Annotated in this window: 22 protein-coding genes and 1 pseudogene; 8 read left to right on the top strand and 15 right to left on the bottom strand. The window is 73.3% G+C overall.

The window, feature by feature from the left end:
- Positions 1 to 6: 6 nt before the first annotated feature.
- The gene (locus ACGF5C_RS32600; RefSeq protein WP_393259898.1) at positions 7 to 396 is read right to left on the bottom strand and encodes a hypothetical protein; all 390 of its coding nucleotides are present in this window, start codon (positions 394 to 396) and stop codon (positions 7 to 9) included.
- A gap of 154 nt (positions 397 to 550) precedes the next feature.
- Here ACGF5C_RS32600 and ACGF5C_RS32605 point away from each other — a divergent pair, with 154 nt between their 5' ends.
- Entirely contained in the window at positions 551 to 1,900 is a 1,350-nt protein-coding gene (locus ACGF5C_RS32605) for an ABC transporter substrate-binding protein (RefSeq protein WP_393307914.1), read from the top strand.
- A 134-nt stretch (positions 1,901 to 2,034) separates the two neighbouring features.
- On the opposite strand, the gene ACGF5C_RS32610 is transcribed toward ACGF5C_RS32605, so the two are convergent.
- Together ACGF5C_RS32610 and ACGF5C_RS32615 are read right to left on the bottom strand one after the other, a co-directional pair.
- Complete coding sequence (locus tag ACGF5C_RS32610) at positions 2,035 to 2,778, bottom strand: enoyl-CoA hydratase/isomerase family protein (protein ID WP_393307916.1); 744 nt, start codon at positions 2,776 to 2,778, stop codon at positions 2,035 to 2,037.
- Positions 2,775 to 3,632 (bottom strand): 3-hydroxyacyl-CoA dehydrogenase family protein, encoded by an 858-nt coding sequence (locus ACGF5C_RS32615; RefSeq protein ID WP_393307918.1) that lies wholly within the window; start codon positions 3,630 to 3,632, stop codon positions 2,775 to 2,777. Before ACGF5C_RS32615 ends, ACGF5C_RS32610 begins: the two co-directional genes overlap by 4 nt.
- A gap of 162 nt (positions 3,633 to 3,794) precedes the next feature.
- On the opposite strand from ACGF5C_RS32615, the gene ACGF5C_RS32620 reads away from it, so the two are divergent.
- Positions 3,795 to 4,091, top strand: a complete 297-nt coding sequence (locus tag ACGF5C_RS32620; RefSeq protein WP_363702376.1) for a hypothetical protein — start codon at positions 3,795 to 3,797, stop codon at positions 4,089 to 4,091.
- 49 nt (positions 4,092 to 4,140) lie between these two features.
- Here ACGF5C_RS32620 and ACGF5C_RS32625 read toward each other — a convergent pair whose 3' ends face one another.
- Positions 4,141 to 4,920: a class I SAM-dependent methyltransferase gene (locus tag ACGF5C_RS32625; RefSeq protein ID WP_393307920.1), complete on the bottom strand. Its 780-nt coding sequence runs from the start codon at positions 4,918 to 4,920 to the stop codon at positions 4,141 to 4,143.
- A gap of 53 nt (positions 4,921 to 4,973) precedes the next feature.
- Between ACGF5C_RS32625 and ACGF5C_RS32630 the strand changes: the two genes are divergently transcribed.
- Positions 4,974 to 5,372, top strand: coding sequence for a PPOX class F420-dependent oxidoreductase (locus ACGF5C_RS32630; RefSeq protein ID WP_350702123.1), 399 nt, complete (start codon positions 4,974 to 4,976; stop codon positions 5,370 to 5,372).
- Positions 5,373 to 5,525: 153 nt separating this feature from the next.
- Here ACGF5C_RS32630 and ACGF5C_RS32635 read toward each other — a convergent pair whose 3' ends face one another.
- Both ACGF5C_RS32635 and ACGF5C_RS32640 read right to left on the bottom strand, forming a co-directional pair.
- Positions 5,526 to 5,735 (bottom strand): BldC family transcriptional regulator, encoded by a 210-nt coding sequence (locus ACGF5C_RS32635; protein ID WP_007073996.1) that lies wholly within the window; start codon positions 5,733 to 5,735, stop codon positions 5,526 to 5,528.
- Between the two features lie 251 nt (positions 5,736 to 5,986).
- Complete coding sequence (locus tag ACGF5C_RS32640; protein WP_393307922.1) at positions 5,987 to 6,826, bottom strand: hypothetical protein; 840 nt, start codon at positions 6,824 to 6,826, stop codon at positions 5,987 to 5,989.
- A 172-nt stretch (positions 6,827 to 6,998) separates the two neighbouring features.
- On the opposite strand from ACGF5C_RS32640, the gene ACGF5C_RS32645 reads away from it, so the two are divergent.
- Both ACGF5C_RS32645 and ACGF5C_RS32650 read left to right on the top strand, forming a co-directional pair.
- Positions 6,999 to 8,081: a Glu/Leu/Phe/Val dehydrogenase gene (locus tag ACGF5C_RS32645; RefSeq protein WP_393307924.1), complete on the top strand. Its 1,083-nt coding sequence runs from the start codon at positions 6,999 to 7,001 to the stop codon at positions 8,079 to 8,081.
- A 290-nt stretch (positions 8,082 to 8,371) separates the two neighbouring features.
- Positions 8,372 to 8,587 (top strand): DUF3073 domain-containing protein, encoded by a 216-nt coding sequence (locus tag ACGF5C_RS32650; protein WP_091099829.1) that lies wholly within the window; start codon positions 8,372 to 8,374, stop codon positions 8,585 to 8,587.
- A gap of 148 nt (positions 8,588 to 8,735) precedes the next feature.
- Here the strand turns inward: ACGF5C_RS32650 and amcA are convergent, their stop codons facing one another.
- From amcA to ACGF5C_RS32675, 5 genes are all read right to left on the bottom strand, one after another.
- Entirely contained in the window at positions 8,736 to 8,972 is a 237-nt protein-coding gene (gene amcA / locus ACGF5C_RS32655; RefSeq protein ID WP_393307926.1) for a multiple cyclophane-containing RiPP AmcA, read from the bottom strand.
- On the bottom strand, positions 8,941 to 10,044 hold the full coding sequence (gene amcB / locus ACGF5C_RS32660) for a cyclophane-forming radical SAM peptide maturase AmcB (RefSeq protein ID WP_393307938.1): 1,104 nt from the start codon (positions 10,042 to 10,044) through the stop codon (positions 8,941 to 8,943). The genes amcA and amcB overlap by 32 nt, the downstream gene beginning before the upstream one ends.
- Positions 10,045 to 10,219: 175 nt before the next feature.
- On the bottom strand, positions 10,220 to 11,374 hold the full coding sequence (purM, locus tag ACGF5C_RS32665; protein WP_350702130.1) for a phosphoribosylformylglycinamidine cyclo-ligase: 1,155 nt from the start codon (positions 11,372 to 11,374) through the stop codon (positions 10,220 to 10,222).
- 59 nt (positions 11,375 to 11,433) lie between these two features.
- Positions 11,434 to 12,972: an amidophosphoribosyltransferase gene (gene purF / locus ACGF5C_RS32670; RefSeq protein WP_393307928.1), complete on the bottom strand. Its 1,539-nt coding sequence runs from the start codon at positions 12,970 to 12,972 to the stop codon at positions 11,434 to 11,436.
- A 172-nt stretch (positions 12,973 to 13,144) separates the two neighbouring features.
- Positions 13,145 to 13,498: a sterol carrier family protein gene (locus tag ACGF5C_RS32675; RefSeq protein ID WP_357693540.1), complete on the bottom strand. Its 354-nt coding sequence runs from the start codon at positions 13,496 to 13,498 to the stop codon at positions 13,145 to 13,147.
- Between the two features lie 160 nt (positions 13,499 to 13,658).
- Between ACGF5C_RS32675 and ACGF5C_RS32680 the strand changes: the two genes are divergently transcribed.
- Positions 13,659 to 15,713 carry a hypothetical protein gene (locus ACGF5C_RS32680; RefSeq protein ID WP_393307930.1) on the top strand — a complete coding sequence of 685 codons (2,055 nt, stop codon included), beginning with the start codon at positions 13,659 to 13,661 and terminating at the stop codon, positions 15,711 to 15,713.
- Positions 15,714 to 16,003: 290 nt separating this feature from the next.
- On the opposite strand, the gene ACGF5C_RS32685 is transcribed toward ACGF5C_RS32680, so the two are convergent.
- The 4 genes from ACGF5C_RS32685 to purS form a co-directional block, all read right to left on the bottom strand.
- Positions 16,004 to 16,759 carry a 2-phosphosulfolactate phosphatase gene (locus ACGF5C_RS32685; RefSeq protein ID WP_363703791.1) on the bottom strand — a complete coding sequence of 252 codons (756 nt, stop codon included), beginning with the start codon at positions 16,757 to 16,759 and terminating at the stop codon, positions 16,004 to 16,006.
- 4 nt (positions 16,760 to 16,763) lie between these two features.
- A complete protein-coding gene (gene purL / locus ACGF5C_RS32690) occupies positions 16,764 to 19,496 on the bottom strand; it encodes a phosphoribosylformylglycinamidine synthase subunit PurL (protein WP_393307932.1) in 2,733 nt (910 codons plus the stop codon).
- A 130-nt stretch (positions 19,497 to 19,626) separates the two neighbouring features.
- On the bottom strand, positions 19,627 to 20,310 hold the full coding sequence (gene purQ, locus ACGF5C_RS32695) for a phosphoribosylformylglycinamidine synthase subunit PurQ (RefSeq protein ID WP_393307934.1): 684 nt from the start codon (positions 20,308 to 20,310) through the stop codon (positions 19,627 to 19,629).
- Entirely contained in the window at positions 20,307 to 20,570 is a 264-nt protein-coding gene (purS, locus tag ACGF5C_RS32700) for a phosphoribosylformylglycinamidine synthase subunit PurS (RefSeq protein WP_030332194.1), read from the bottom strand. Before purS ends, purQ begins: the two co-directional genes overlap by 4 nt.
- Positions 20,571 to 20,980: 410 nt before the next feature.
- Between purS and ACGF5C_RS32705 the strand changes: the two genes are divergently transcribed.
- Both ACGF5C_RS32705 and ACGF5C_RS32710 read left to right on the top strand, forming a co-directional pair.
- Complete coding sequence (locus tag ACGF5C_RS32705) at positions 20,981 to 21,664, top strand: S1 family peptidase (protein ID WP_393307936.1); 684 nt, start codon at positions 20,981 to 20,983, stop codon at positions 21,662 to 21,664.
- A gap of 23 nt (positions 21,665 to 21,687) precedes the next feature.
- Positions 21,688 to 22,255 (top strand): annotated as a pseudogene (locus ACGF5C_RS32710) (YbjQ family protein).
- Positions 22,256 to 22,399 lie beyond the last annotated feature (144 nt).

Raw genomic sequence — 22,399 nt, forward strand, 5'->3', positions numbered from 1 at the left:
CGCCGGTCAGCCGGCCCGGCTGCGCAGGGTGGCCACTGTCGAGCCGGCCAGGGTGAGCAGGCAGTCCGGCAGCAACCCGTCGGCGGCCGCCGCCCCGAACAGCGCCTCGCCGGTGTCGGCGTCGGCGTTGGCGTACGCGCTGACGAAGCGGGCCACCCAGCGCGTGTCGTAGTCCGCCTCGTCGATCCCGGGAAAGTCCAGCGCGCACGTGCCCTGCGGCACCGGCCCGCCGACCATGGTCGCGGCGAGGCACCAGGCCACCCCGTACGCGCCGGCCAGGCCGGACCGGTCGACGACCGCGTCGAACGCCCCCACCACCGCGTCGCCGTCCCCGGCCAGCGCCGAGCGGAGCACGGCGGTCGCGTCGTCGAGCGTCTGCTGTGGTGATTCCGTCACGCACCGCACGGTAGGGCAGCGGGTCAAGCGATCGGCGCTGGTGACTCTCCGTGTGCATGGCCAACGACCTGCGGATTGAGTCGCCTCCGTGGTCACGCCGCACATGTCGGCACGCTAATGTGCGCAGCGGACCTTCGCCGGAGGAAGGACGACCATGCTCAAGTCACGCGCCTCGCGGGCGGCCACCCTGGCCACCTGCGCGACGTTCCTGCTCGCCACCAGCGCCTGCGGGACCGAGGGGCCCGACGAGACGAATACCCACCAGGTGCGCCTCTACGGCTCCGACGGCAACATGCTCAACTCGTACCCCGCTGAGCTGAAGGACCGCGCCAACCTCGTCGACGGCATGAAGGGCACCACGCCGATGACGCCGCTGCCGGAGAGCTTCAAGAACCGGCTACGGTCCGTCGACCCGCAACTGAACGACTTCCTCTACACCGCCGAGACGTACGACGCGGTGGTGATCAGCGCGATCGCCGCCCAGCTCGCCGGCAGCACCGACCCCGCCGCCATCGCCAAGCAGATCGTCGGCGTCACCAACGAGGGGCAGCGCTGCGAGGACGTGGCGTCCTGCCTGGCGTTGGCCCGCGCCGGCCAGGACGTGGAGTACCGCAGCGTCTCGATGACCCGGGCCGGGTTCACCGACGCCGGCGAGCCGGCGACCGCCAGCTATGCCACGGTGCACTTCGACGGCCAGCAGCTCAACGACGGCAAGACGGAGTTCGTCGGCGCCGGCGACGAGTCGGCGGCGAGCACCGAGGCCCCGCCGAAGGGGAAGAAGCAGCGCGGTGGCCGCACCGACCGCAGCGACGGCTCCCCGCTGGTCGTGGGCGGCCTGCTGCCGATGACCGGTGACCTGGCCATGGCGTACCCGCCGATGGCCGCCGCGGCCGCCCTGGCGATCAAGGAGATCAACGCGGCCGGCGGCGTGCTCGGCGAGCCGGTGGTCTGGATCGACGGCGACGACGGCACCAACCCGAAGGTGGCCAAGGCCACCGTGGCGAAGCACGTGGAGCAGAACGTGCACGTCCTCATCGGCGCCGGCGCCTCCGGGATCTCCCGCGAGGTCCTGCCCGACGTGGTGCGGGCCGGAAAGATCCTGTTCTCCTCCTCGAACACCGACGCCGGGCTGACCAAGCTGGACGACAACGGCCTCTACTTCCGCACCGCCCCGCCGGACAGCCTCCAGGGACGGGCGCTGGCCGACGTGATCCTCCGGGACGGGCCGCAGAAGATCGCGATCGTGGCCCGCAAGGACTCCTACGGCGAGGGCCTCCAGGCCACCGTCAAGGCGGAGCTGGAGCGCACCGGCGTCGACGGCGACCGGATCAAGCTGCTGGCCTACGAGCCGCCGGCCGACGCCAAGGCCAACCCCGTGGACTTCACGGCCGGGGCGAAGGAGATCAAGGACTTCGGCGCGGACGCCGTGCTGGTCATCGGGTTCGCGGAGTCGGCGCAGGTGATCCGCGCGCTCGCGGACGCCGGCGTGGAGATGCGGCACTGAGCCGCTGACCCGTCGCACGCGGACGGCCGCACCGGATCACCGGTGCGGCCGTCGCCGTCATGCCGCCGGCACCGCGACGCGGATGCCGATACCGCCGTCGCGGGTGCCGACGCCGCCACGCGGGCGCCCCCCGGTCAGCGGGACCGTCGCCGCTCCAGGAAGTCGGTCATCCGCCGGCGCTTCTCCTCGTCCTCGAAGAGCACCGCCTGGCTGACCAGGTCGAGGTGCGGGTGCGCGGCGGCCGGCGCGTCGACCGTCAGCTTGGTCAGCCGCAGCGCCAGCGCGGACCCCTTGGCCATCTCGTCCAGGAGCCCGTGCGCGGTGGGCAGCAGCTCGTCGGGCTCGGCCACCACCCGGTTGACCAGGCCGATCCGCAGCGCCTCCTCGGCGTCCACCCGGCGGCCGGTGAAGAGCAGTTCCTTGGCCCGGGCCTCCCCCACCAGTGCCGGCAGCCGGTGGGTCGCGCCCGCGCCGGCCAGGATGCCCAACCGCACCTCCGGCTGCCCGAACACCGCACGCTCGGTGCAGACCCGCAGGTCGCAGGCGTACGCCAGCTCGGCGCCGCCGCCCAGCGCCGGCCCGTCCACCGCCGCCACGGTCGGCATCGGCAGCGCCCTGATCCGGGCGAAGGCGGCGGAGTTGATCGCCGCGAGCGCGTCGAGCCGGCCCCGCTCGCGCAGTTGCCCGATGTCCGCCCCGCCGGCGAAGATGCCCTCGGCCCCGCCGGTGAGCAGCAGCAGGCGGGGGCGCGCCTCCAGCTCCGCGCAGACCTGGTGCAGCTCGGCGATCAGGTCGGCGTCGATGGCGTTGCGCTTCTCCGGCCGGTCGAGCGTGACCACCAGCCGGTCCGGCCGCTCCTCGATTCGCAGCCCGCTCACGACCTCACCCCGCCTTCCCAGCGGTAGAAGCCCTGGCCGGACTTCTTGCCCAGCCTGCCGGCGGCCACCATCTCCGCCAGCAGCGGCGGCGGCGCGAACCGGTCCCCGTACGCGGCCTGGAGGGTGCGCGCGATGTCCAGCCGCACATCCAGCCCCACCAGGTCGGTCAGCTCCAGCGGGCCGATCGGGTGCCGGTAGCCGAGCACCATCGCCTTGTCGATGTCGGCCGGGCTGGCCACCCCGTCGGCGACCATCCGGATCGCCTCCAGGCCGAGGGTGACCCCGAGCCGGGAGGTGGCGAAGCCGGGCATGTCGCGTACGACGACGGGGTCCTTGCCCAGCCGGCCGGCGAGCGCGACGGCCGCGGCGGTGGTCTCGTCGGCGGTGGCCGGGCCGACCACGACCTCCAGCAGTGCCATCGCCCAGACCGGGTTGAAGAAGTGCAGCCCGAGGAAGCGCTCGGGCCGTGCCAGCCCGTCGGCCAGCTCGGCGATCGAGATGCTGGACGTGTTGCTGCACAGCAGCGCCGGGCGCAGCGCCTCGGCCTCGCGCAGCACCGCCCGCTTGAGGTCCGGCCGCTCCGGTACGGCCTCCACCACCACGGCCGGCTCCTGCGCGACGTCGGCGAGCGCGGCCCGCAGCGTCACCCGCCCCTGGTTCGTCGCGGCCTGGTCGGCGGTCAACCTGCCGCGCCCCACCGCCCTGTCCCACAGCTCACCGAGTCGGTCCACGGCCGCGGCGCCCCGGGCCCGGTCCACCTCGACCAGCTCGACGGCGTGCCCGGCCCCGGCCGCCACGTACGCGATGCCGAGCCCCATCGTGCCGGCCCCGACGACGACAAAGCGGTCGCTCATGACGCCTCCCTGCCTCCGGCGGCGACCCGGGGTTGACCCGCGCTCCGCCACCCGCTCCACTCGCTCATGGGCCGACCCTATGCAGCGGTGCTCGCCCCCACATGCGTGGGGGCGGCGCGGATCGGGTACGACGGCCGTCAACCGAGGGAAGGACGAACCGAGATGAGCCAGGCACCGGAGACCGTGGACAGTGCGGGCGCGGCGGAGACGGTGGAGACCCGTGGGGACGAGCGGGTCGACCTGCTGCGCGCGGACACCAACAACGACGGCCGCACCGACGTCTGGGTGGCCGACACCGACGGGGACGGCAGGCCCGACCTGTTCCAGTTCGACACCGACCACGACGGCAGGGTGGACGTCACGATGGTCGACCTCGACGAGGACGGCACCCCGGACGAGGTGGTCGACGGCGACGGCGGCCTCCCGCCCGAGCAGCTCCCCCCGACCGTCCAGGTCTGAGAACGTACGCCGGTCGTCCGGGGTGCCGCCGCGCGGCGGGCCCCGGGCGTCAGCCGGCCAGGCGCAGGGTGGCCAGGTAGTACGGGGCGTCGTGATCGTCCACGTCGGTCAGTCGCCAGGCGGTGCCCCGGACCAGCTCGGCGAGTTCGTCGGGCGAGCAGACCAGGTAGTCGAACCACTCGGTGCCCAGCTCCCGGTAGCGCAGGCGGAGCCGGAGCTGCCCGCCGAGCCGGCCCCGGCGCCGGTTGCGCTCGTGGTAGCCCGTGTGCAGCGGGTCCCGGGTGCCGTACGGGTCGGTGCCCTGCGCGATGACCCGCGCGCCCGGCCGGGCCAGCGCGGCGAGCGCCGCCAGCAGGGCGGGGGCCCGCTCCCGCCCCTCCAGCAGCCCGACGTTGTTGCCGAGCAGCAGGAAGGTGTCGTAGCGCCGGCCGTCGGCGACGTGCGAGTCGACCGTCCCGTGCACCAGCTCGCGTACGCCCCGGCGGCGGCAGACGGCCAGCGCGCCGGCCGAGGTGTCCAGCCCGGTGACCGGCACGCCCCGTTCCTGGAGCAGCAGCGCGATCCGGCCCGCCCCGACCCCGACGTCCAGGGTGGCGCCCTCGACCCGGTCCACCGCCCGGCGGTCGTACGGCTGCCAGTCGGCCGGGCCGTCCAGGTAGTGTGCGGCGGGCGCGCCGTTGATCAGCCCGTCGTCCCGCTCGATGATCTCGATGACCGGCCGTGGCAGCCGCCCGCCGGCCAGCGGCCGGGGGCCGATGCCGGTGGCGACGGCGAGCGCGTCGCGCAGCATCTCGCCGAAGACGTCACCGATCCGTGGTTCCACCGTCACGGCTTCACGCTATCCGGCCGGTCAGTCAGCCGCAGCGGCCGTATCCTGGCGAGGTGGCCACACTGGACCGCCTCGCCGCGGAGAAATACATCCTGCTGACGACGTTCCGCAAGGACGGGCGGGCGGTGCCGACGCCGGTTTGGGCGGTCCGCGACGGCGACGCGCTGGCGGTGTGGTCGGCGGCGGATTCCGGCAAGGTGAAGCGGATCCGGCGCAGCGGCGACGTCACGGTCGCGCCGTGCGACGTCCGGGGCCGCCCGCACGGCGAGGCGGTGCCCGCCCACGCGACGCTCTGCGGCCCGGCCGACACCCGACGGGTCCGCGACCTGATCAAGCGGAAGTACCGGATGATCGGGCGGCTCAGCCTGCTCGGCAGCCGGTTGCGCCGGGGCGAGGGCGGCACGGTCGGCATCCGGGTCTCGCTCGCCGGCCGGCCGTCGGGCGGCGACTGACCCGCGCGCCGCCCTGCGGCGGCCGGGGCGCCGGTGCGGCCGACATGCGCGACCGGTCCGGCCGCGCGGGCGCCGACCGGCCGGGCCCGACACGACGAAGGGCGGCGGACCGTGTCCGCCGCCCTTCGTGCACACCTGTTTGACTTCCGGCCGTCAGTCCCCCTGGCGCTGCTGGGGGATCTGCCCCTGCAGCAGGGCCCTGACCTCCGACTCGCGGTACCGGCGGTGGCCCCCCAGCGTGCGGATGGCGCTGAGCTTGCCAGCCTTGGCCCACCGGGTCACCGTCTTCGGGTCGACACGGAACATCGACGCCACCTCGGCCGGCGTGAGTAGCGGCTCTGGTTCGTGCGTTCGCGATGCCATCGGTCACTCCTCCACATGTATAGACATCGGCCGGGGTCCCGCCGGCCGACGCGTCTCCCATGGTCCGGCTAGTCCCCGATGTCCGACATGGGCCGAACGGCCGAACGTCCCTAGACGGACGGATGAACCATGCCCGATTTATGCGACTTTTACACGGCAGAAAGTACCTTATTCGGACTCATGATCACGGTTCGTGATGCGTCAACTACGAGGACGCCTCGCCTTCGCGGCCCCGCCTGGGCGAATTGTCGTCAGTTGCACCGTTCCAGCAGCTGCACCGCGCGCCACCGCGCGACCAGCTTGTCGTACGCCGCCGAGGCCTCCTCGGCCTCGCCCCGGGACAGCCCGGCGAGCCCGCTCGCCACCAGCTCGGGCGAGTCGTCGGCGGCCAGCGTCTCGTCGGAGAGCAGGTCGACCAGGCCGCCGTAGTCCAGCTCCACCATCGAGCGGGGGTGGAACTCCTCCAGCCAGCGGGCGGCCTCCTCGACCGCCTCCGTGATCGGCGCGTCGCCGACAGACTTGCGCAGCACCGACAGTGCCCGCGACGACCGGCGCCGCGCCTTCGAGATCTCCGTCCGGAAGCGCAGCGCCCGCCGGCCCGGACGGGTCACGTGGTGCCGCTCCTCCGGGTCGAAGAGCACGAACCAGCGCAGCGGCACACCCCACGTCGCGATCTGCTCGTGCAGCCGGGGCACGCCGTGCTCCAGCACCCGCGCCCCGCTGCGCCAGTCCTCCACCACCGCCTTGGCCTGCCCGGCGAGCACCGGCGGCACGAACGCGTCGGCCAGCACCGGCGGCACGCCGTCGCGCGCGCTCAGCGCCGCCTCGGCCACCCGGATGCGCAGGTTCCACGGGCAGACCAGCAGCGTGTCGTCGGCCTCCAGCACGTACGCCTCGTCCGGCAGGTCGGGCAGCCGCGTCCAGCCCGCGCCGAGCGCCTCGATCACGGACGTCCGTTGCCGGCTGGGCCCCTCCACGGGGGCCACCGCCCGCCCCTGCTCGACGTAGCGGCGCCAGTACGTCTGGCGGTCCCGGTCGAAAGCGGTCAGGGGCTCGTACACGCGCAGGTAAGAAGCGAAGAGCGACGGCACGGCGCGATCCTCCCACGAATCGGAACCCGACCGTCGTCTGCGCTGCGATCACGCGCGCCGTGGGCGGTCGGACGGCGTCGGCCGATACTAGGCTCAGCGGCACCGGCAGCATCCCGCCGGCGTCCACAGGTCCGCGTCCCACAAGGACGCACCCCCACACCAGGAGCTACTCATGGGCGTATTCGCCAGCAACGACGACCCGGGATCCACCGGTCACGAACAGGTCGTGTTCTGCCAGGACAAGCAGTCCGGCCTGAAGGCGATCATCGGGATCTACTCCACCGCGCTCGGCCCCGCGCTCGGCGGCACCCGGTTCTACCCGTACGCGAGCGAGGAGGCCGCCCTCGCCGACGTGCTCGACCTGTCCCGGGGCATGGCGTACAAGAACGCCCTGGCCGGGCTGGACCTCGGCGGCGGCAAGGCGGTCATCTGGGGTGACCCCGAGCGGGTCAAGAGCGAGGCGCTGCTGCGCGCGTACGGCCGCTTCGTGGAGTCCCTCGCCGGGCGTTACTACACCGCCTGCGACGTCGGCACCTACGTGGCCGACATGGACGTGATCGCCCGGGAGACGTCGTACGTCACCGGCCGCAGCGTCGAGCACGGCGGCGCCGGCGACTCCTCGGTCCTGACCTCCTGGGGCGTGTTCCAGGGCATGCGGGCCGCCGCGGAGCACGTCTGGGGCGCCCCGACCCTGGCCGGCAGGCGGGTCGGCGTGGCCGGCCTGGGCAAGGTCGGCAAGTACCTGGTCGGCCACCTGCTCGACGACGGCGCCGAGGTGGTGGCGACCGACGTCAACCCGAAGGCCCTGGAGTGGGCGCGCACCACCCACCCGCAGGTCGCGCTCGTCGACGACGCCGCCGCGCTGGTCGCCGCCGACATCGACGTGTACGCCCCGTGCGCGCTCGGCGGCGCGCTCAACGACGACACGGTGCCGGCGCTGCGCGCAAAGGTGGTCACCGGCGCGGCGAACAACCAGCTCGCCCACCCGGGCATCGAGAAGCTGCTGGCCGACCGCGGCATCCTCTACGCCCCGGACTACGTGGTGAACGCCGGCGGCGTGATCCAGGTGGCCGACGAGATCGAGGGCTTCAACTTCGAGCGGGCCAAGCTGCGCGCGACCCGGATCTACGACACCACCCGGGAGATCCTCCAGCTCGCCGACGCCGAGGGCGTGCCCCCGGCGGTGGCGGCGGACCGGCTCGCGGAGCGGCGGATGGCCGACGTCGGCCGGCTGCGCACGATCCATCTGCGATGAGCGTCACGGAGGCGGGGCCGGCCCGGTTCCGCCTCCGGCGCCGCCGCGCCGAAGCGCGCCGTTAAGCTGATTTCGTCGGGCTTTGTCCGGTGTCACGGGCGCTCCCGGCATCGCTCCTTACCCGGTACAATCGGTGACGGCTGGATGACCGCGACGCGCGGCACCGGTCGACGGTAACCCGAGGTGCCGAACGATGGCATCCCCATGTACCGTAAGAGCCACGAGAGATGCCTGACGTCATCGGGGCCCGCCTTCGGGCTGCCCCGCATTCTGTGCGAGGGGGTCGAGCCATGGGGCGCGGCCGTGCTAAGGCCAAGCAGACGAAGGTGGCGCGGGAGTTGAAGTACCACTCCCCGAACACCGACCTCACCGCCTTGCAGCGCGAGTTGGCGGGTGCTGGTAAGTCTGAGCACAACTTCGACGACGACTACAAAGAGTATGTCGACGACGACGATGAGGATCACGCGGACGAAGACCCGGATCCCTGGGTACGTCCGACCCGCTGACCTCCGGTCGCAGCTGAGCACGCGGTAATCCCCCGCGTGCTCACGCATGTGCCCATCCGGAGCGGCGCCAACACCGACGATCAGGGACCATGCCGTCCCGGAGGCGACTCCGGCTGCTCGGCAGGTCCCTGATCCCGGTGTGGCCGCCTCAGCGGGGCCGGTTGTTCCAGTTGTAGAACGTCGGGATGTTCTCGAAGTGGTTCCAGGCGCAGACGGCGCTCGCGCCGTCGCCGCCCGCCACCTCCGCCCGTAGTCGCCGCGCGGCCTCGGCCTCGTGGAGCAGAGCGGTGAGTCCCGGCGCGGCGTCCCGCACCCGATCGGCGATCTGGCCCGTGGCGGCGTCCACCCCACGCTCAGGCTGCCGGTGACTGGTGGTCTCGGGCATGCTCCAACACTCCCTCCAGTAGGTGGATCTTGCTGTTGCGGCAGTGCGCGGTCTCCGTACCGTCGAAACGCCCCAGCTCGAAGTAGCGGTTGGCGGCGTGGCCGCCGCCGCAGAAACCGAAATAGGGGCAGGACGTACGGCACGCCTCGACGCCGGCGAGGAACTCACCGACCCAGGGCGTCCGGCCCGCGTGGGCGAGGATGTCGGCCAGCGGCGTGGTCAGCACGTTGCCGCTGCTGAAGTCGCCATACCGGACGTCGGTGAAGCCGGCCAGCTCGGGCGAGAGCACCGTCACCGAGCCGTCGTGGCCGACGGTCGGGATCGGGTCCAGCCGCCGGGGCAGCACGTCGTCGGCGGTGCCGTCCAGCACGGCGGCGGCGTACCGCAACGACCACTCGACCTCGCGCAGGTGGATCCGGGGCTCCCGCCGCCAGGCCGCCACCAGTTCCGCCCAGAACGCGGTCACCGCCCGGGCGTCGTGGGAGTTGTCGCGGAGGTTGACCCCCTCGGTCTCCTCGATGTTGACGCCGAGCACGTCACACCCCAGGCCGAGGAAGTAGTCGTACAGCTCGGTGGCGAGGCCCGGCTCCGGGCGGCCCACCACCGCCAGCGCCGAGAACGGCAGCCCGTGCCGGCGCAGCGCCGCCACCCCGCGCACGATCCGGTCGTACGCCGGCCCGCCGGCCCGGGTGACCCGGTCGCCGTTGCGCTCCCGCGGGCCGTCCACGCTCACGCTCACCCGCACCCGGTGCTCGGTGAAGAACGCGCACCACGCGTCGTCGACCAGCGTGGCGTTGGTCTGCACGTGGTGCTCGACCTCGGGCCCGAAGGGCGCGATCAACGCGGCGAGATGCTCCCGGCCGGCGGCAAGCGGCTCCCCGCCGTGCCACACCACCGAGAAGCGGCCCGCCGCCGCCCACGGGTTGACCGACGCGGCCACCGCCTCGGCCACCGGCACCGGCATCCGCCGGTCGACCCCCCGGAACGGCAGGTAGCAGTAGGCGCAGTCCAGGTTGCACAGGGTGGTCGGCTGCATCACGACGTACGAGGGGACAGCGGCCAGGCCGCGCATCCCGCTGAACGACTGTCCCCGAGCAGCCATTGCCCTCCTCCGCGCCTGAAGGGCTGTCGGGACCCCGGTGAGGGGGTTGCCCCGACAGCATTGAGGGTGCCCCTCAGGCTAGGCGGCGACGGCCACTCGGGTGAAGCCCTGATCAGATGCCCGTACGGTCACCGGAACGTGATCATCATCCCCGGGTGTGCTGCCCGATCATCTGCACGTTGCCGGAGCCCTCGATGATCTCGCCGGCCTGCCACGCGTCGACGCCACGGCCGGTCAGCGTGGCCAGCGCACGGTCAGCGTCCTCGGCGGAGACGATCGCGAACATGCCGACGCCCATGTTGAACGTCGCCTCCATCTCCGGGTCCTCGATCCGCCCCTTGGTCTGGATGAGGTCGAAGATCGGCTGCGGCTTCCAGGTGGACCGGTTGACCACCGCGTCGACGTGCTCGGGAAGCACCCGCACGAGGTTGCCGGGGATGCCGCCGCCCGTGACGTGGGCGATGGACCGCACCTCGGCCTCGGCGATCAGCTTGAGGCAGTCCTGCGCGTAGATCTTGGTCGGGGTGAGCAGTTCCTCGCCGAGGGTGCGCTGCCGGCCGAAGTCGTCGATCACCACGTCGAGCCGCATCCGGCCGGCGCCCAGCAGCACGTGCCGGACCAGGGAGTAGCCGTTGGAGTGCAGGCCGGAGGAGCGCATCGCGATGACCACGTCGCCCACCTCGACCCGCTCCGGGCTGAGGATGTCGGCCTCCTCCACCACCCCGACGCCGGTCGCGGAGATGTCGTACTCGTCCGGGCGGAGCACGCCGGGGTGCTCGGCGGTCTCGCCGCCCAGCAGGGCGCAGCCCGCGTACCGGCAGCCGTCGGCGATGCCGGCGCCGATCTCGGCGACCTTGTCCGGCACGACCTCGCCGGTGGCGATGTAGTCGAGCAGGAAGAGCGGCTCGGCGCCGCAGGCGACCAGGTCGTCGACGACCATCGCGACGAGGTCGATGCCGACCGTGTCGTGGATGTCCATCTGCTGCGCGATCACCAGCTTGGTGCCGACGCCGTCGGTGGACGAGGCCAGGATCGGGTTCTTGTACTTCTTCGTGTCCAGCCGGAACAGCCCGGCGAAGCCACCCAGGTCGCCCATCACCTCCGGGCGCCGGGTCTGCTTCACCTTCGACTTCAGCAGCTCGACCGCCCGGTCGCCCGCCTCGATCGAGACCCCGGCGTCCGCGTACGAGACCGACCGTTTGCGCGCCGGCCGGCCGGTGCCGGCCGTCCAGGGCTGACGGTCGCCGCCGGCGCCGGTCGGGCTGCTTCCTGCGCCGCTGCGCTCGGACACGTGCGTCACGGTTCTCCCCTTTGTGGTTCTGGCGCCGCGCCGGCGGTGACCGGCCGCGCCGGGCGGTGCTACGGGCGGTGTGTTGTCGCGCCGCCCGGAGTGGCGACGAGCGGAGGGGTGGTGTGCTCGGGAGCGTCAGGCGCCGCGGCGACCCGCCGGCCCACCCCCTCGAGCACGTGCTTGCCGATCAGGTTGCCGGCGGGCAGGTCGATCGGGTATTCCCCGTCGAAGCACGCGCGGCACAGCCGGGTCTTCGGCTGCTCGGTGGCGGCGATCAGGCCGGAGAGGGACACGTAGCCGAGCGTGTCGGCGCCGATCGAGCGGCGGACGCCCTCGGTGTCCAGCCCGTTGGCCAGCAACTCGGCCCGGGTCGCGAAGTCGATGCCGTAGAAGCACGGCCACTTGACCGGCGGCGAGGAGATGCGCACGTGCACCTCCAGCGCGCCGGCCTCGCGCAGCATCCGCACGATCGCCCGCTGGGTGTTGCCGCGCACGATCGAGTCGTCGACCACGACCAGCCGCTTGCCCCGGACGTTCGCCCGCAGCGGGTTGAGCTTGAGCCGGATGCCGAGCTGGCGCAGGGTCTGCGACGGCTGGATGAAGGTGCGCCCGACGTACGGGTTCTTCATCAGGCCGGCGCCGTAGGTGATCCCGGACTCCTCGGCGTAGCCGATCGCGGCCGGAGTGCCGGACTCCGGCACCGGGATGACCAGGTCGGCCTCGACCGGGTGCTCCTTGGCCAACTGGCGACCGATCTGCACCCGGGCCGCGTGCACGTTGCGGCCGGCGATCGTGGCGTCCGGACGCGCGATGTAGACGTACTCGAAGAGGCAGCCCTTCGGCTCCGGGGCGGCGAACCGGCTGGAACGCAGGCCGTCCTCGTCGATCGCGATCAGCTCGCCGGGCTCGACCTCGCGGACCACGCTCGCGCCGACGATGTCCAGGGCGGCGGTCTCGCTCGCCACCACCCAGCCGCGCTCCAGCCGGCCCAGCACCAGCGGGCGTACGCCGTGCGGGTCGCGGGCCGCGTAGAGGGTCGACTCGTCCATGAAAACGAAGCTGAACGCGCCGCGCAGCTGCGGCAGCACCTCCAGCGCGGCCGCCTCCACCGACAGGTCGGGGCGGCTGGCCAACAACATCGTCACCAGGGAGGTGTCGTTGGTCGAGCCGTCGGCGACCTGGCCCCGCTCGGTGACCTCGCGCTGGAGGTCGGCCGTGTTGACCAGGTTGCCGTTGTGCGCCAGCGCGATCGTGGTGCCGGAGCTGGTGGACCGGATGGTCGGCTGGGCGTTCTCCCAGGTCGAACCGCCGGTGGTGGAGTAGCGGGCGTGGCCGATCGCCACGTGCCCGCGCAGGCTGGCCAGGGTCGGCTCGTCGAAGACCTGGGCGACCAGGCCGAGGTCCTTGTAGACCACGACGCCGGAGCCGTCGCTCACCGCGATGCCGGCGGCCTCCTGGCCACGGTGCTGGAGGGCGTATAGCCCGAAGTAGGTGAGGTTTGCGACCTCCTCCCCGGGCGCCCAGACACCGAAGACGCCACACGCGTCCTGGGGGCCTGGTCGTTGGGGATCAAGGTCGTGGCTCAGCCGGCCGTCGCCTCGGGGCACCTGCGCTCCCTCATGCTGGTCTGGACCGGCCTGGCGAACCACGCGGGGGGCGGGATTCGCACTCCTCGGCCGGGACCACTGTCGTCGCCTGACAGTGTACGCGAATCCGCGTCGACACAGAAAGTCACGATATGGCTCCCGAGCGTCACCAGCCGGCCACACGTCGCCGCAGCTAGAGGGGCAGGTGCTCGGAGAGATCGGCCCGGATTCCGCTCACCCGCACGCGACCCTGGGTGATCGCCTCGGCCCAGTCGAGCCGCCCGGTCGCCACCGCCAGCCAGGTCGCCGGATCCATCTCCACGACATTCGGCGGGGTGCCGCGGGTGTGTCGAGGCCCGGGAATGCACTGAACTGCGCCGTAAGGTGGGACACGCACCTCGACCGATCGGCCGGGGGCGCGCTCCGCGAGGACGGTCAAGAGGGCACGGACCGCATCTCGGAGGACCGGCCGTTCGGGCGTACGCCCCTCGTCGAGCGCCGACAACGCCGCCGCGACCGCGGCGGACTTTATGTGCGGAGAGGACACGACGGGACGATACGACCCGAACGCAGTGCGTCACACGCTGGCCCTGGGTCGCGCCGATCCGGTCAGACAAGGCATAGTTGCCGACGGCGTATTCGTACCGTGATGATCCCCGGCCCGGCGCCCCGCCGGTCGAGGGAAGTCAGCCCGGAAGGCGGTGGACGTGTCAACACACCGACGTGCCTGGAAGCAGCGGGCCGGTGTGGTCGTGGCGCTGGTTGTCGGCGCTCTGCTCGCTGTCCCCGCCACACCAGCCCTGGCCGCCCCACCGAGCGTGCAGATCGGCTCGTCTCCCTCGACGCTGAACGCCGGAGACCGGGTAAGCCTGTCCTTCGTCGTGGCGAACAACAACGCCAGGCCGCCTGTGGGCAACGGTTCCGACTCCGCTGAGATCAAGGTCACCACATCCGGTGCGGTCAAGTGCGACGGCCGCTGCGAGTTCAGCGAGAAGATCGACGCCGGCGGCAACAAGAGCTTCACCGTCACGCTGCTGGCTGACAACGTCGCCGCAGGTCAGACGAAGCCCGGCAGCGTCCAGATCAGTGCCTCCGTCAACGGCGAGTCCGGCAACGCGGACCGCAGCTTCACGGTTCGTGGTCCGCAGGAGGCGCAGACCGTCCGGGTTGTCTCCGGCAAGGTGGTCGCCCAGGCGAACGGCAAGGCCGTGCCGAACGCCGTGGTGATGCTCAAGGACGGCGCTGGCAACACGCGGGACACGGTCAGCGACGACAGCGGCAACTTCCGCTTCACCGGCACCACCGATAAGCCGATCGTGCCGGGCCGGCTCGCCGTCGGCGCCAACGTCGGCGAGGTGTACGCCACCAAGAGCTTCGACGCGAGCGCCGGCCAGAGCATCACCGGCCAGCGCATCGCCCTGGCGATCAAGGTCGAGACGACCCCGAGCGCCACCCCCTCGGCCACCGACGAGCCGCTTCCCACGGACGAGGCGCTCGACGAGACCGACGGGGAGAGCACCGAGGCGAGCCCGGGCGCGGCGGCCAACGCCAGCAACGAGGACTCCGGCGGCATGGGCTCCTGGCTGATCATCCTGCTCGGCGGCCTGCTCGTCGCCGCGGGTGTCGGCACCATCGTGCTGCTCTGGATGCGGCGCAAGGACAACGGCGACGAGGGCGACGACGCCACGGCGGGCGCCGCTGCTGCGGGCGCGGTCCCGGCGGCGCGTGGGGCGTACCGGGGCGCTGGCGCGGACGACCAGACCCGGGTGGTCAACCGGGCAGGCGCCGGGCCGGACCCGACGATGGTCGGCGGCACCTCGCTCAGCGACGCCCCGACGATGATGCACCGCCCCGTGGTCGACGACGTGCCGCCGGACCCGTATGGCGCGCCCCCGCAGCCCTACGGCGCGGCAGGCGCGGGGCAGGGCTGGGCCGGCAACGGCTACGGCGACGAGCCCGCCGGCTCGGGCGGCTACGGTGCCGGCGGCTACGGCAACGCCCCCGCCTCCGGTGACGGCTACGGCAACGCCCCCGCCTCCGGTGACGGCTACGGCAACGCCCCCGCCTCCGGTGGCGGCTACGGCAACGCCCCCGCCTCGGGCGGTGGCTACGGCGGCCACGACTACGGCGCTCCGGCCGGCGCGGCGGGCGCCGCAGGTGCCGCGGGTGCCGCCGGCTACTCGGCGGGAGCCGGAGGCGGCCGAGGCTACGGCGACCGCTACGACGAGCCGACCGGCCGCTACACCGGCGAGCCCACCCAGTACCCGGCCCCGGCCGATCCCTACGCGACGGGCGTCTACCAGCCGGAGCAGGGCCAGGGCTACGGCCGGTCCGAGACCGCGCCGTACGGGCGGGGCGGCGAGCCGACCGGCGGCTTCGACCAGCGCGGCGGCTACGACCAGCAGCGCGGCAGCTACGACGGCCCCGGCTACGGCCAGGAGCCCCCGCAGCAACGCGGCGGTGGCTACGGCCAGGGCGGCTACGACCAGCCCACCTCGTACGACCAGGGTGGCTACGGCCAGCAGGGTAGCTACGGCCAGGAGCCCCCGCAGCAACGCGGCGGCGGCTACGACGACCGCGGCTACGGCCAGCAGGGTAGCTACGGCCAGGAGCCCCCGCAGCAGCGCGGCGGCGGCTACGACGACCGCGGCTACGGCCAGCAGGGCGGCGGCTACGACGACCCGCAGGCCGGGCGCGGCCGCCCGGACGGCCCGCCGCAGCAGGACCGGGGCGGTCGCCGGCTGGACTGGCTGGACGACTGACCGCACGGGTACAGCGGAAGACGACAGCGCACCACGGCGAGGGCCGTCCGGGATCCCCGGGCGGCCCTCGCCGCTGTGTGGCGCGCGGCGCCGTCACTCGGTCTGCTGAGGCGACGACAGCCCGGCAGACGCGGGTGAGCGGACGCCCGGGCGGCACGCCGCCGCGCGGTCCCGGCGGGCGGCAGGGCGCGGGCGGTCGTCAGGTGACAGGACGCGCGGCCGGCAGGCGGCAGGGCGCGCGCGGCCGGCGGGCGGGCGCGCGCGGCCGGCGGGCGGGCGTCGGCGAACCGTCAGGCGGCCGAGAAGACGCCCTGGCGCAGCACCGGGACCACGTCCGAGACGCCGACCCGGACGGCGACCTCCACGTCCTGGGCGAAGCCGCCCTCGACCAACTCGCGGCCCGACACGCTGCCGCGTACCGCGGCGGGGACGTCGGGGGTGCTGGCGAGCGCGGCAAGCGCCATGGCCGCCTCCACGGAGAGACCGCCGGTCACCCCGGAGAGGGCGTCCAGCACGCTGGCCGCCCCGAGCTGGTCCTCCACAGCGGGGCGCAGCGAACCGTCCGGCCAGCGCTCGCCGGAGGCGACCACGCCGATCGGGGCGTCCGTCGAGCCGTACCCGTGACGGCGCAGCCAGCGCCCGACGGCGCGCGCGTTGCGCAGGCAGGCCGCGACCACCGGCAGGCCGGTGGCGCTGGCCGCGGCGCTGATCGCCGAGCCGTTGGGCGACGGCAACACGAGGTCGGCGACGACCGGCGCGGTGCTCAGCGCCGCCGGCGAGAGCGACCACGGATGCTCCGGGGTCGTCTGCCGGCGGCCCACCGCGGCGACCGCGCCGACCCGTCGCGCGTAGTCGGCCGCCTGCTCCCCCCACGGGAACGGGTGCACCCGCATGCCGCGCCCGACGGCGACCTCCACGGCGGTGGTGAACGAGAGAACGTCCACCACCACCAGCACCGCGCAGACCCGGCCGAGCTCAGCCGCGCCGGTCAGCCCCCAGTCGAACCGGGCGCCGGATCCGGGTTGGGCGTAGACGGCCGCGGCCAACGCCTCAGCGCTTATCGGGCGCGGAGGGCTGCTCGGTGTCACCGGAGTCGGGGTCGGACGCGGCGTCGGCCCCGGTCGGGCCGTCGGCGGCCTCGGCGGCCGGCTCCTCGGGAGCGGGGGCGGCGGCCTCCACCGGTGCCACGGCACCGGTCGACGGGACCGGCCCGGCCGACGCGATCGGCTCGGACACGACGTCCGCCGGGTCCACCGGCGCCACCTCGGCCCGCTCAGCGTCGGGCAGCGGCACGGCCTCGACCGCACCGGCCACGCCGGCTGCCGGCGCGGGCACCTGGACGACCTCCGAGCCCCCGAAGAGGCGCGGCAGCGTGGCGGTGTGCGCGGCCCGAAGCTCGTCCAGGCCGATCCGGAACTGGCCGTGCACCTCCAGCGCGCCGCCGGCCGGGTCGGTGACGCCGATCAGCTCGAACGGCACCCCGCGCTCGGCGCACAGGGCGGTGAACGCCTTCTCGTGGCCGCGCGGCACCGAGGCCAGGACCCGCCCCGCGGACTCGCTGAACAGGTAGACGAACGGCATCGAGCCGCCGGCGAACCGCTCCGGCACCGCGATCCGGGCGCCGACCCCGCGCCGCAGGCAGGACTCGACCAGGCCCTGCGCGAGGCCGCCGTCGGAGAGGTCGTGCGCGGAGCTGAGGTGCCCGACCCGGGCGGCCTCCGCCAGCAGGTCCGCCAGCCGCCGCTCGTGGGCCAGGTCGACCTGCGGGGGTACGCCGCCGAGGTGCTCGTGGGTGACCCACGCCCACTCCGAGCCGGAGAGCTCCACGTGCGTCTCGCCGAGCAGGAAGAGCTGGTCGTGGTCGCCGCCGGGGCGCGGCACGAAGCCCATCGGCACCCGGTTGGCGACGTCGTCGAGCACGCCGAGCACGCCGACCACCGGGGTCGGGTGGATGGCCGCCGCGCCGGTCTGGTTGTAGAAGCTGACGTTGCCGCCGGTCACCGGGATGCCCAGCTCGGCGCAGCCGTCGGCCAGGCCGCGGACGGCCTCGGCGAACTGCCACATCACGCCCGGGTCCTCCGGCGAGCCGAAGTTCAGGCAGTTGGTGACGGCGATCGGCTTCGCGCCGGTGACGGCGACGTTCCGGTACGCCTCGGCCAGCGCGAGCCTGGTGCCGTGGTACGGGTCGAGGCGGGCGTACCGGCCGTTGCCGTCCACCGACAGCGCCACGCCGAGCCCGGTCCGCTCGTCGATCCGGATCACGCCGGAGTCCTCGGGCTGGGCGAGCACGGTGTTGCCCAGCACGTACCGGTCGTACTGCTCGGTGACCCAGGTCTTGTCGGTCAGGTTCGGCGACGCGATCATGCGCAGCACGGTCTCGCGCAGCGCCTCCGGGTCGGCCGGCCGGGGCAGCGTCTCCGCGCGGTCGGCCTGGAGCAGGATCAGGTCGGCCGGCTCGCGCATCGGGCGGGCGTAGACCGGGCCGTCGTCGACCAGCGAGCCCGGCGGCACGTCGACCACGAGCTGGTCCCGCCAGGTGATCACCACCCGGCCCGGCTGGCCGTCCGGCGACGGCGGGGTGACCTCGCCGATCGCGGTGGCCCAGACGCCCCACTTCTCGGCGGTCTTGAGCACGGCGTCGAGCTTCTCCGGCTCGACGACCAGCAGCATCCGCTCCTGCGACTCGCTGGCCAGGATCTCGTGCGGCTCCATCGAGGGCTCGCGCAGCGGCACCCGCTCCAGCCACACCCGCATGCCGGTGCCGGCCGCCGCGGCGGTCTCGGTCAGCGCGCAGGTCAGGCCGGCGCCGCCGAGGTCCTGGATGCCGACGACGAGCTGTGCGTCGTAGAGCTCCAGGCAGGCCTCGATGAGCAGCTTCTCCATGAACGGGTCGCCCACCTGCACCGACGGGCGGCGCTGCTCGCTGCCCTCGTCGAAGGTGGCGCTCGCCAGCACCGACACGCCGCCGATGCCGTCCCGGCCGGTCTTGGCGCCCATCAGCACCACGACGTTGCCCGGGCCGGCGGCGGCCTTGTTCTGCAGGCGGTTGACCGGCAGCACGCCGAGGCAGAGCGCGTTGACCAGGGGGTTGCCCTGGTAGCAGGGGTCGAATACGACCTCGCCGCCGATGTTCGGCAGGCCGAGGCAGTTGCCGTAGCCGCCCACGCCGGCGACGACGCCGGGCAGCACCCGGGCGGTGTCGGGGTGGTCGGCCGCGCCGAAGCGCAGCGGGTCCATCACCGCGACCGGGCGGGCGCCCATGGCCAGGATGTCCCGGACGATGCCGCCGACGCCGGTGGCCGCGCCCTGGTAGGGCTCGACGAAGCTGGGGTGGTTGTGCGACTCGACCTTGAAGGTCACCGCCAGCTCGTCGGAGACCTGCACCACGCCGGCGTTCTCGCCGATGCCGGCGAGCAGCCGGTCGCTCGGCGGGGCCTTCTCCCCGAACTGGCGCAGGTGCACCTTGCTCGACTTGTAGGAGCAGTGCTCGCTCCACATGATCGAGTACATGGCCAGCTCGGCCTGCGTGGGCCGGCGGCCGAGGATGTGCCGGATCCGGTCGTACTCGTCGTCGCGGAGCCCCAGCTCGGCGTACGGCTGCAGCTCACCGGGGGTGTCCACGGCGTGCGGCACGGTGTCCAGGCCGGCCGCCCAGTCGGCCGCCGCCGGCGCGGTGGGCGCGGCCGGCGGCGCGACGGCGGCCGGGCGCGGCTCCACCGGCTGCGCCGGGGCGGCCGGGAAGGCCTCCGGGGTCTCCCGTACCTCGTCCGGATGGCTGGTCATGACCTCTCCTCGCTGCGCTCAGGGCCGCCCTGCGGGCGGGTGAGCCGACCGATGGTGCCGCCGCGCACGGTCACCGCCCCGCTCTTCGTTCGCGACTGCGGGGCTCGCAGACCCGGCTCGCTCCTCACGCTCACGCTGGCGCCCCCACCAGGTGCTTGAGCACCGAGGTGAAGAAGCCGAGGCCGTCCAGGGAGGGGCCGGTGAGCGCCTCCACGGCGTGCTCGGGATGCGGCATGATGCCGACCACGTTGCCGGCGGGGTTCGTGATCGCGGCGATGTCCCGCTGCGACCCGTTGGGGTTGCCGCCGACGTAGCGGGCGACCACCCGACCCTCGGCTTCGAGCTGGTCGAGCGTCGCGGTGTCGGCGACGTAGCAGCCCTCGCCGTTCTTGACCGGGATCAGCACCTCCTGGCCGGGCTGGAACGCGTTCGTCCACGCGGTGCCGACCGACTCGACGCGCAGGACCTGGTCCCGGTTGCGGAAGTGCAGGTGCTGGTTGCGGGTGAGAGCCCCGGGCAGCAGGTGGGCCTCGCAGAGGATCTGGAAGCCGTTGCAGATGCCGAGCACCGGCAGGCCGCCCCGGGCCGCGTCCACGATCGTCTCCATCACCGGGGCGAACCGGGCGATGGCCCCGCAGCGCAGGTAGTCGCCGTAGGAGAAGCCGCCGGGCAGGACGACGGCGTCCACCCCGTGCAGCCGCGGGTCACCGTGCCAGAGGCGGACCGGTTCGGCGCCCGCGATGCGGACGGCCCGGGCCGCGTCCCCGTCGTCAAGCGAGCCGGGGAACGTGACCACACCGACCCGGGCGGTCACGAGCGGGCGTCCGCGGTCTCGTCGGCCTCGACCAGGCGGACGGTGAAGTCCTCGATGACCGGGTTGGCGAGCAGTTTGTCGGCGATCTCCCGGGCCCGGTCCAGGTCCGGTTCACCGGTGAACTCGATCTCGATCCGCCTGCCGATCCGAACCGAGGCGACGTCGCTGACGCCGAGCCGGGGCAGCGCGTTTGCGACGGCCTGGCCCTGCGGATCGAGGATCTCGGGCTTGAGCATGACGTCGACGACGACGCGAGGCACTGGGCACTCCTGACTGTGTACGCAGTTGGGTGCCGACCCACAACGGGCGAGCGCAGCCAGCCTACCTGGCAGATACGGCCCTGGACGCACCGGCCGGACGCAGTTCAGGCAGCGATCGGCATTCCCGGCGCGGAGGCCGCGGACCGATACGGGTTCGTTGCGATCCCGATGCGTTTCCGTTGCCGACCAGCCCGTTTCGCCCCACTCCGGCCGCCGGGATGCCCGCCGCCACCGACCTACGGACCATCCTCCTCATTGATGTATTTCAATGGACCTCTTGTGAACGACATCTCAGGAGCCCTACCGTACATCGTCGTACGTCGATCGGACGTGCCCGGTCGCCGGGCCACCCAGCCCGCCGGCCGACAGCTCGACCCGGTGACCCCGGGCCCATCCCCGAAGGAGCCCCCATGCGCATCCGATCCATGATCGCAGTGCTGGCCACCGCAGCGGCCGGCCTGCTCGGCGCCAGCTCCGGCGCCCTCGCCGCCCCGGCGGGCCCACAGCCCATCATCGGCGGCGGGAGCGTCTCGTCCGCCCCGTGGGCCGCCGCGGTGTTCAGCAACGGATCGTTCACCTGCTCCGGCACGATCATCGCGCCGGAGTGGGTGCTCACCGCCCGGCACTGCCTCGGCGGCACCATGTCCGTCCGGGTCGGCAGCGTCTACCGCTCCTCCGGCGGGGTCACCCGCACGGTGAGCGCCAGCTACAGCCGCTACGACCTGGCCCTGATGCGCCTGTCCAGCTCGGTGAGCACCTCATACGTCACGCTGGCCAGCAGCAACCCGCCGATCGGCTCCACCAACTCGATCTACGGCTGGGGCATGACCTGCTACAGCGGCTGCTCCGCCGCCAGCCAGCTGAAGACCGCGAGCGTCCAGGTGACCAGCAACAGCGCCACCGACGCGTACGGCGGCCAGGCGATCCGGAGCACGCGGATCACCGGCAACGCGTGGCGGGGCGACTCGGGCGGCCCGCAGTTCTACAACGGCCGCCAGGTCGGCGTCGCCTCGACCGCCGACGGCTACAGCATCCAGAACTACGGCAGTGTCGCGTACAACCGGGCCTGGATCACCTCGGTGGCCGGTGTCTGACGGTTAGCGCCCGGGCGGCGCGGATGGCCGGCCACGCGCCGCCCGTCCGCGCCGCGCCGTTTTGCAGCATCCGATCAGGTGAACAAGGCTCGCGATCGGGTGCGGGGTCGCCCTGACAGCATCGGAAACGTGCTGGTCGTGACGACGGAGCAACTACCCGGGTACGAGATCCGCCAGATCCTCGGCGAAGTGGTGTCGTCGATGGCCAGGACGCGGAACCCGTACCGCGAGGGGGTCAAGAACCTGCGCGGCGGCGCGTACGACCCGATGGCGCCGGACAACCTGACCCGGTGGCGTACCGACTCGGTGGCCCGGCTCGGCGAGGAGGCCCGCCGCCTCGGTGCGAACGCCGTGGTGGGGATGCGCTTCGACAGCCGCGACTGCGGCGAGATGTGGATGGAGATCTGCGCGTACGGCACGGCGGTGATCGTGGTGCCCAAGGTGCCCGACGTCATGCCGCCCGACCAGCCGCTGGTCGCCGCGGAGACCGCCCACGACCCCGCCTTCGCCGAGTCCCCGGGCGGCATCGCCGAGCCGGCGAGCGCCCCCAACCTCCGCACCGCGGCCGAAACCCCCACCCGCGACTCCTGACCCTCCCGCCCCCTTGGCCCCGTTGATCATGAAGTTGTTGCCCGCCCGTTCGGGGCGGTTTCTAGGGTTCAGTGCAACTGATCTTGGTTGTGCTGGGGGGTGTTGGTGGCCGCGCCGGGTGTGTTGACGTTTGGGCATCGTCAG

Source organism: Micromonospora sp. NPDC047620, from assembly GCF_043205005.1.
GTDB lineage: Bacteria > Actinomycetota > Actinomycetes > Mycobacteriales > Micromonosporaceae > Micromonospora.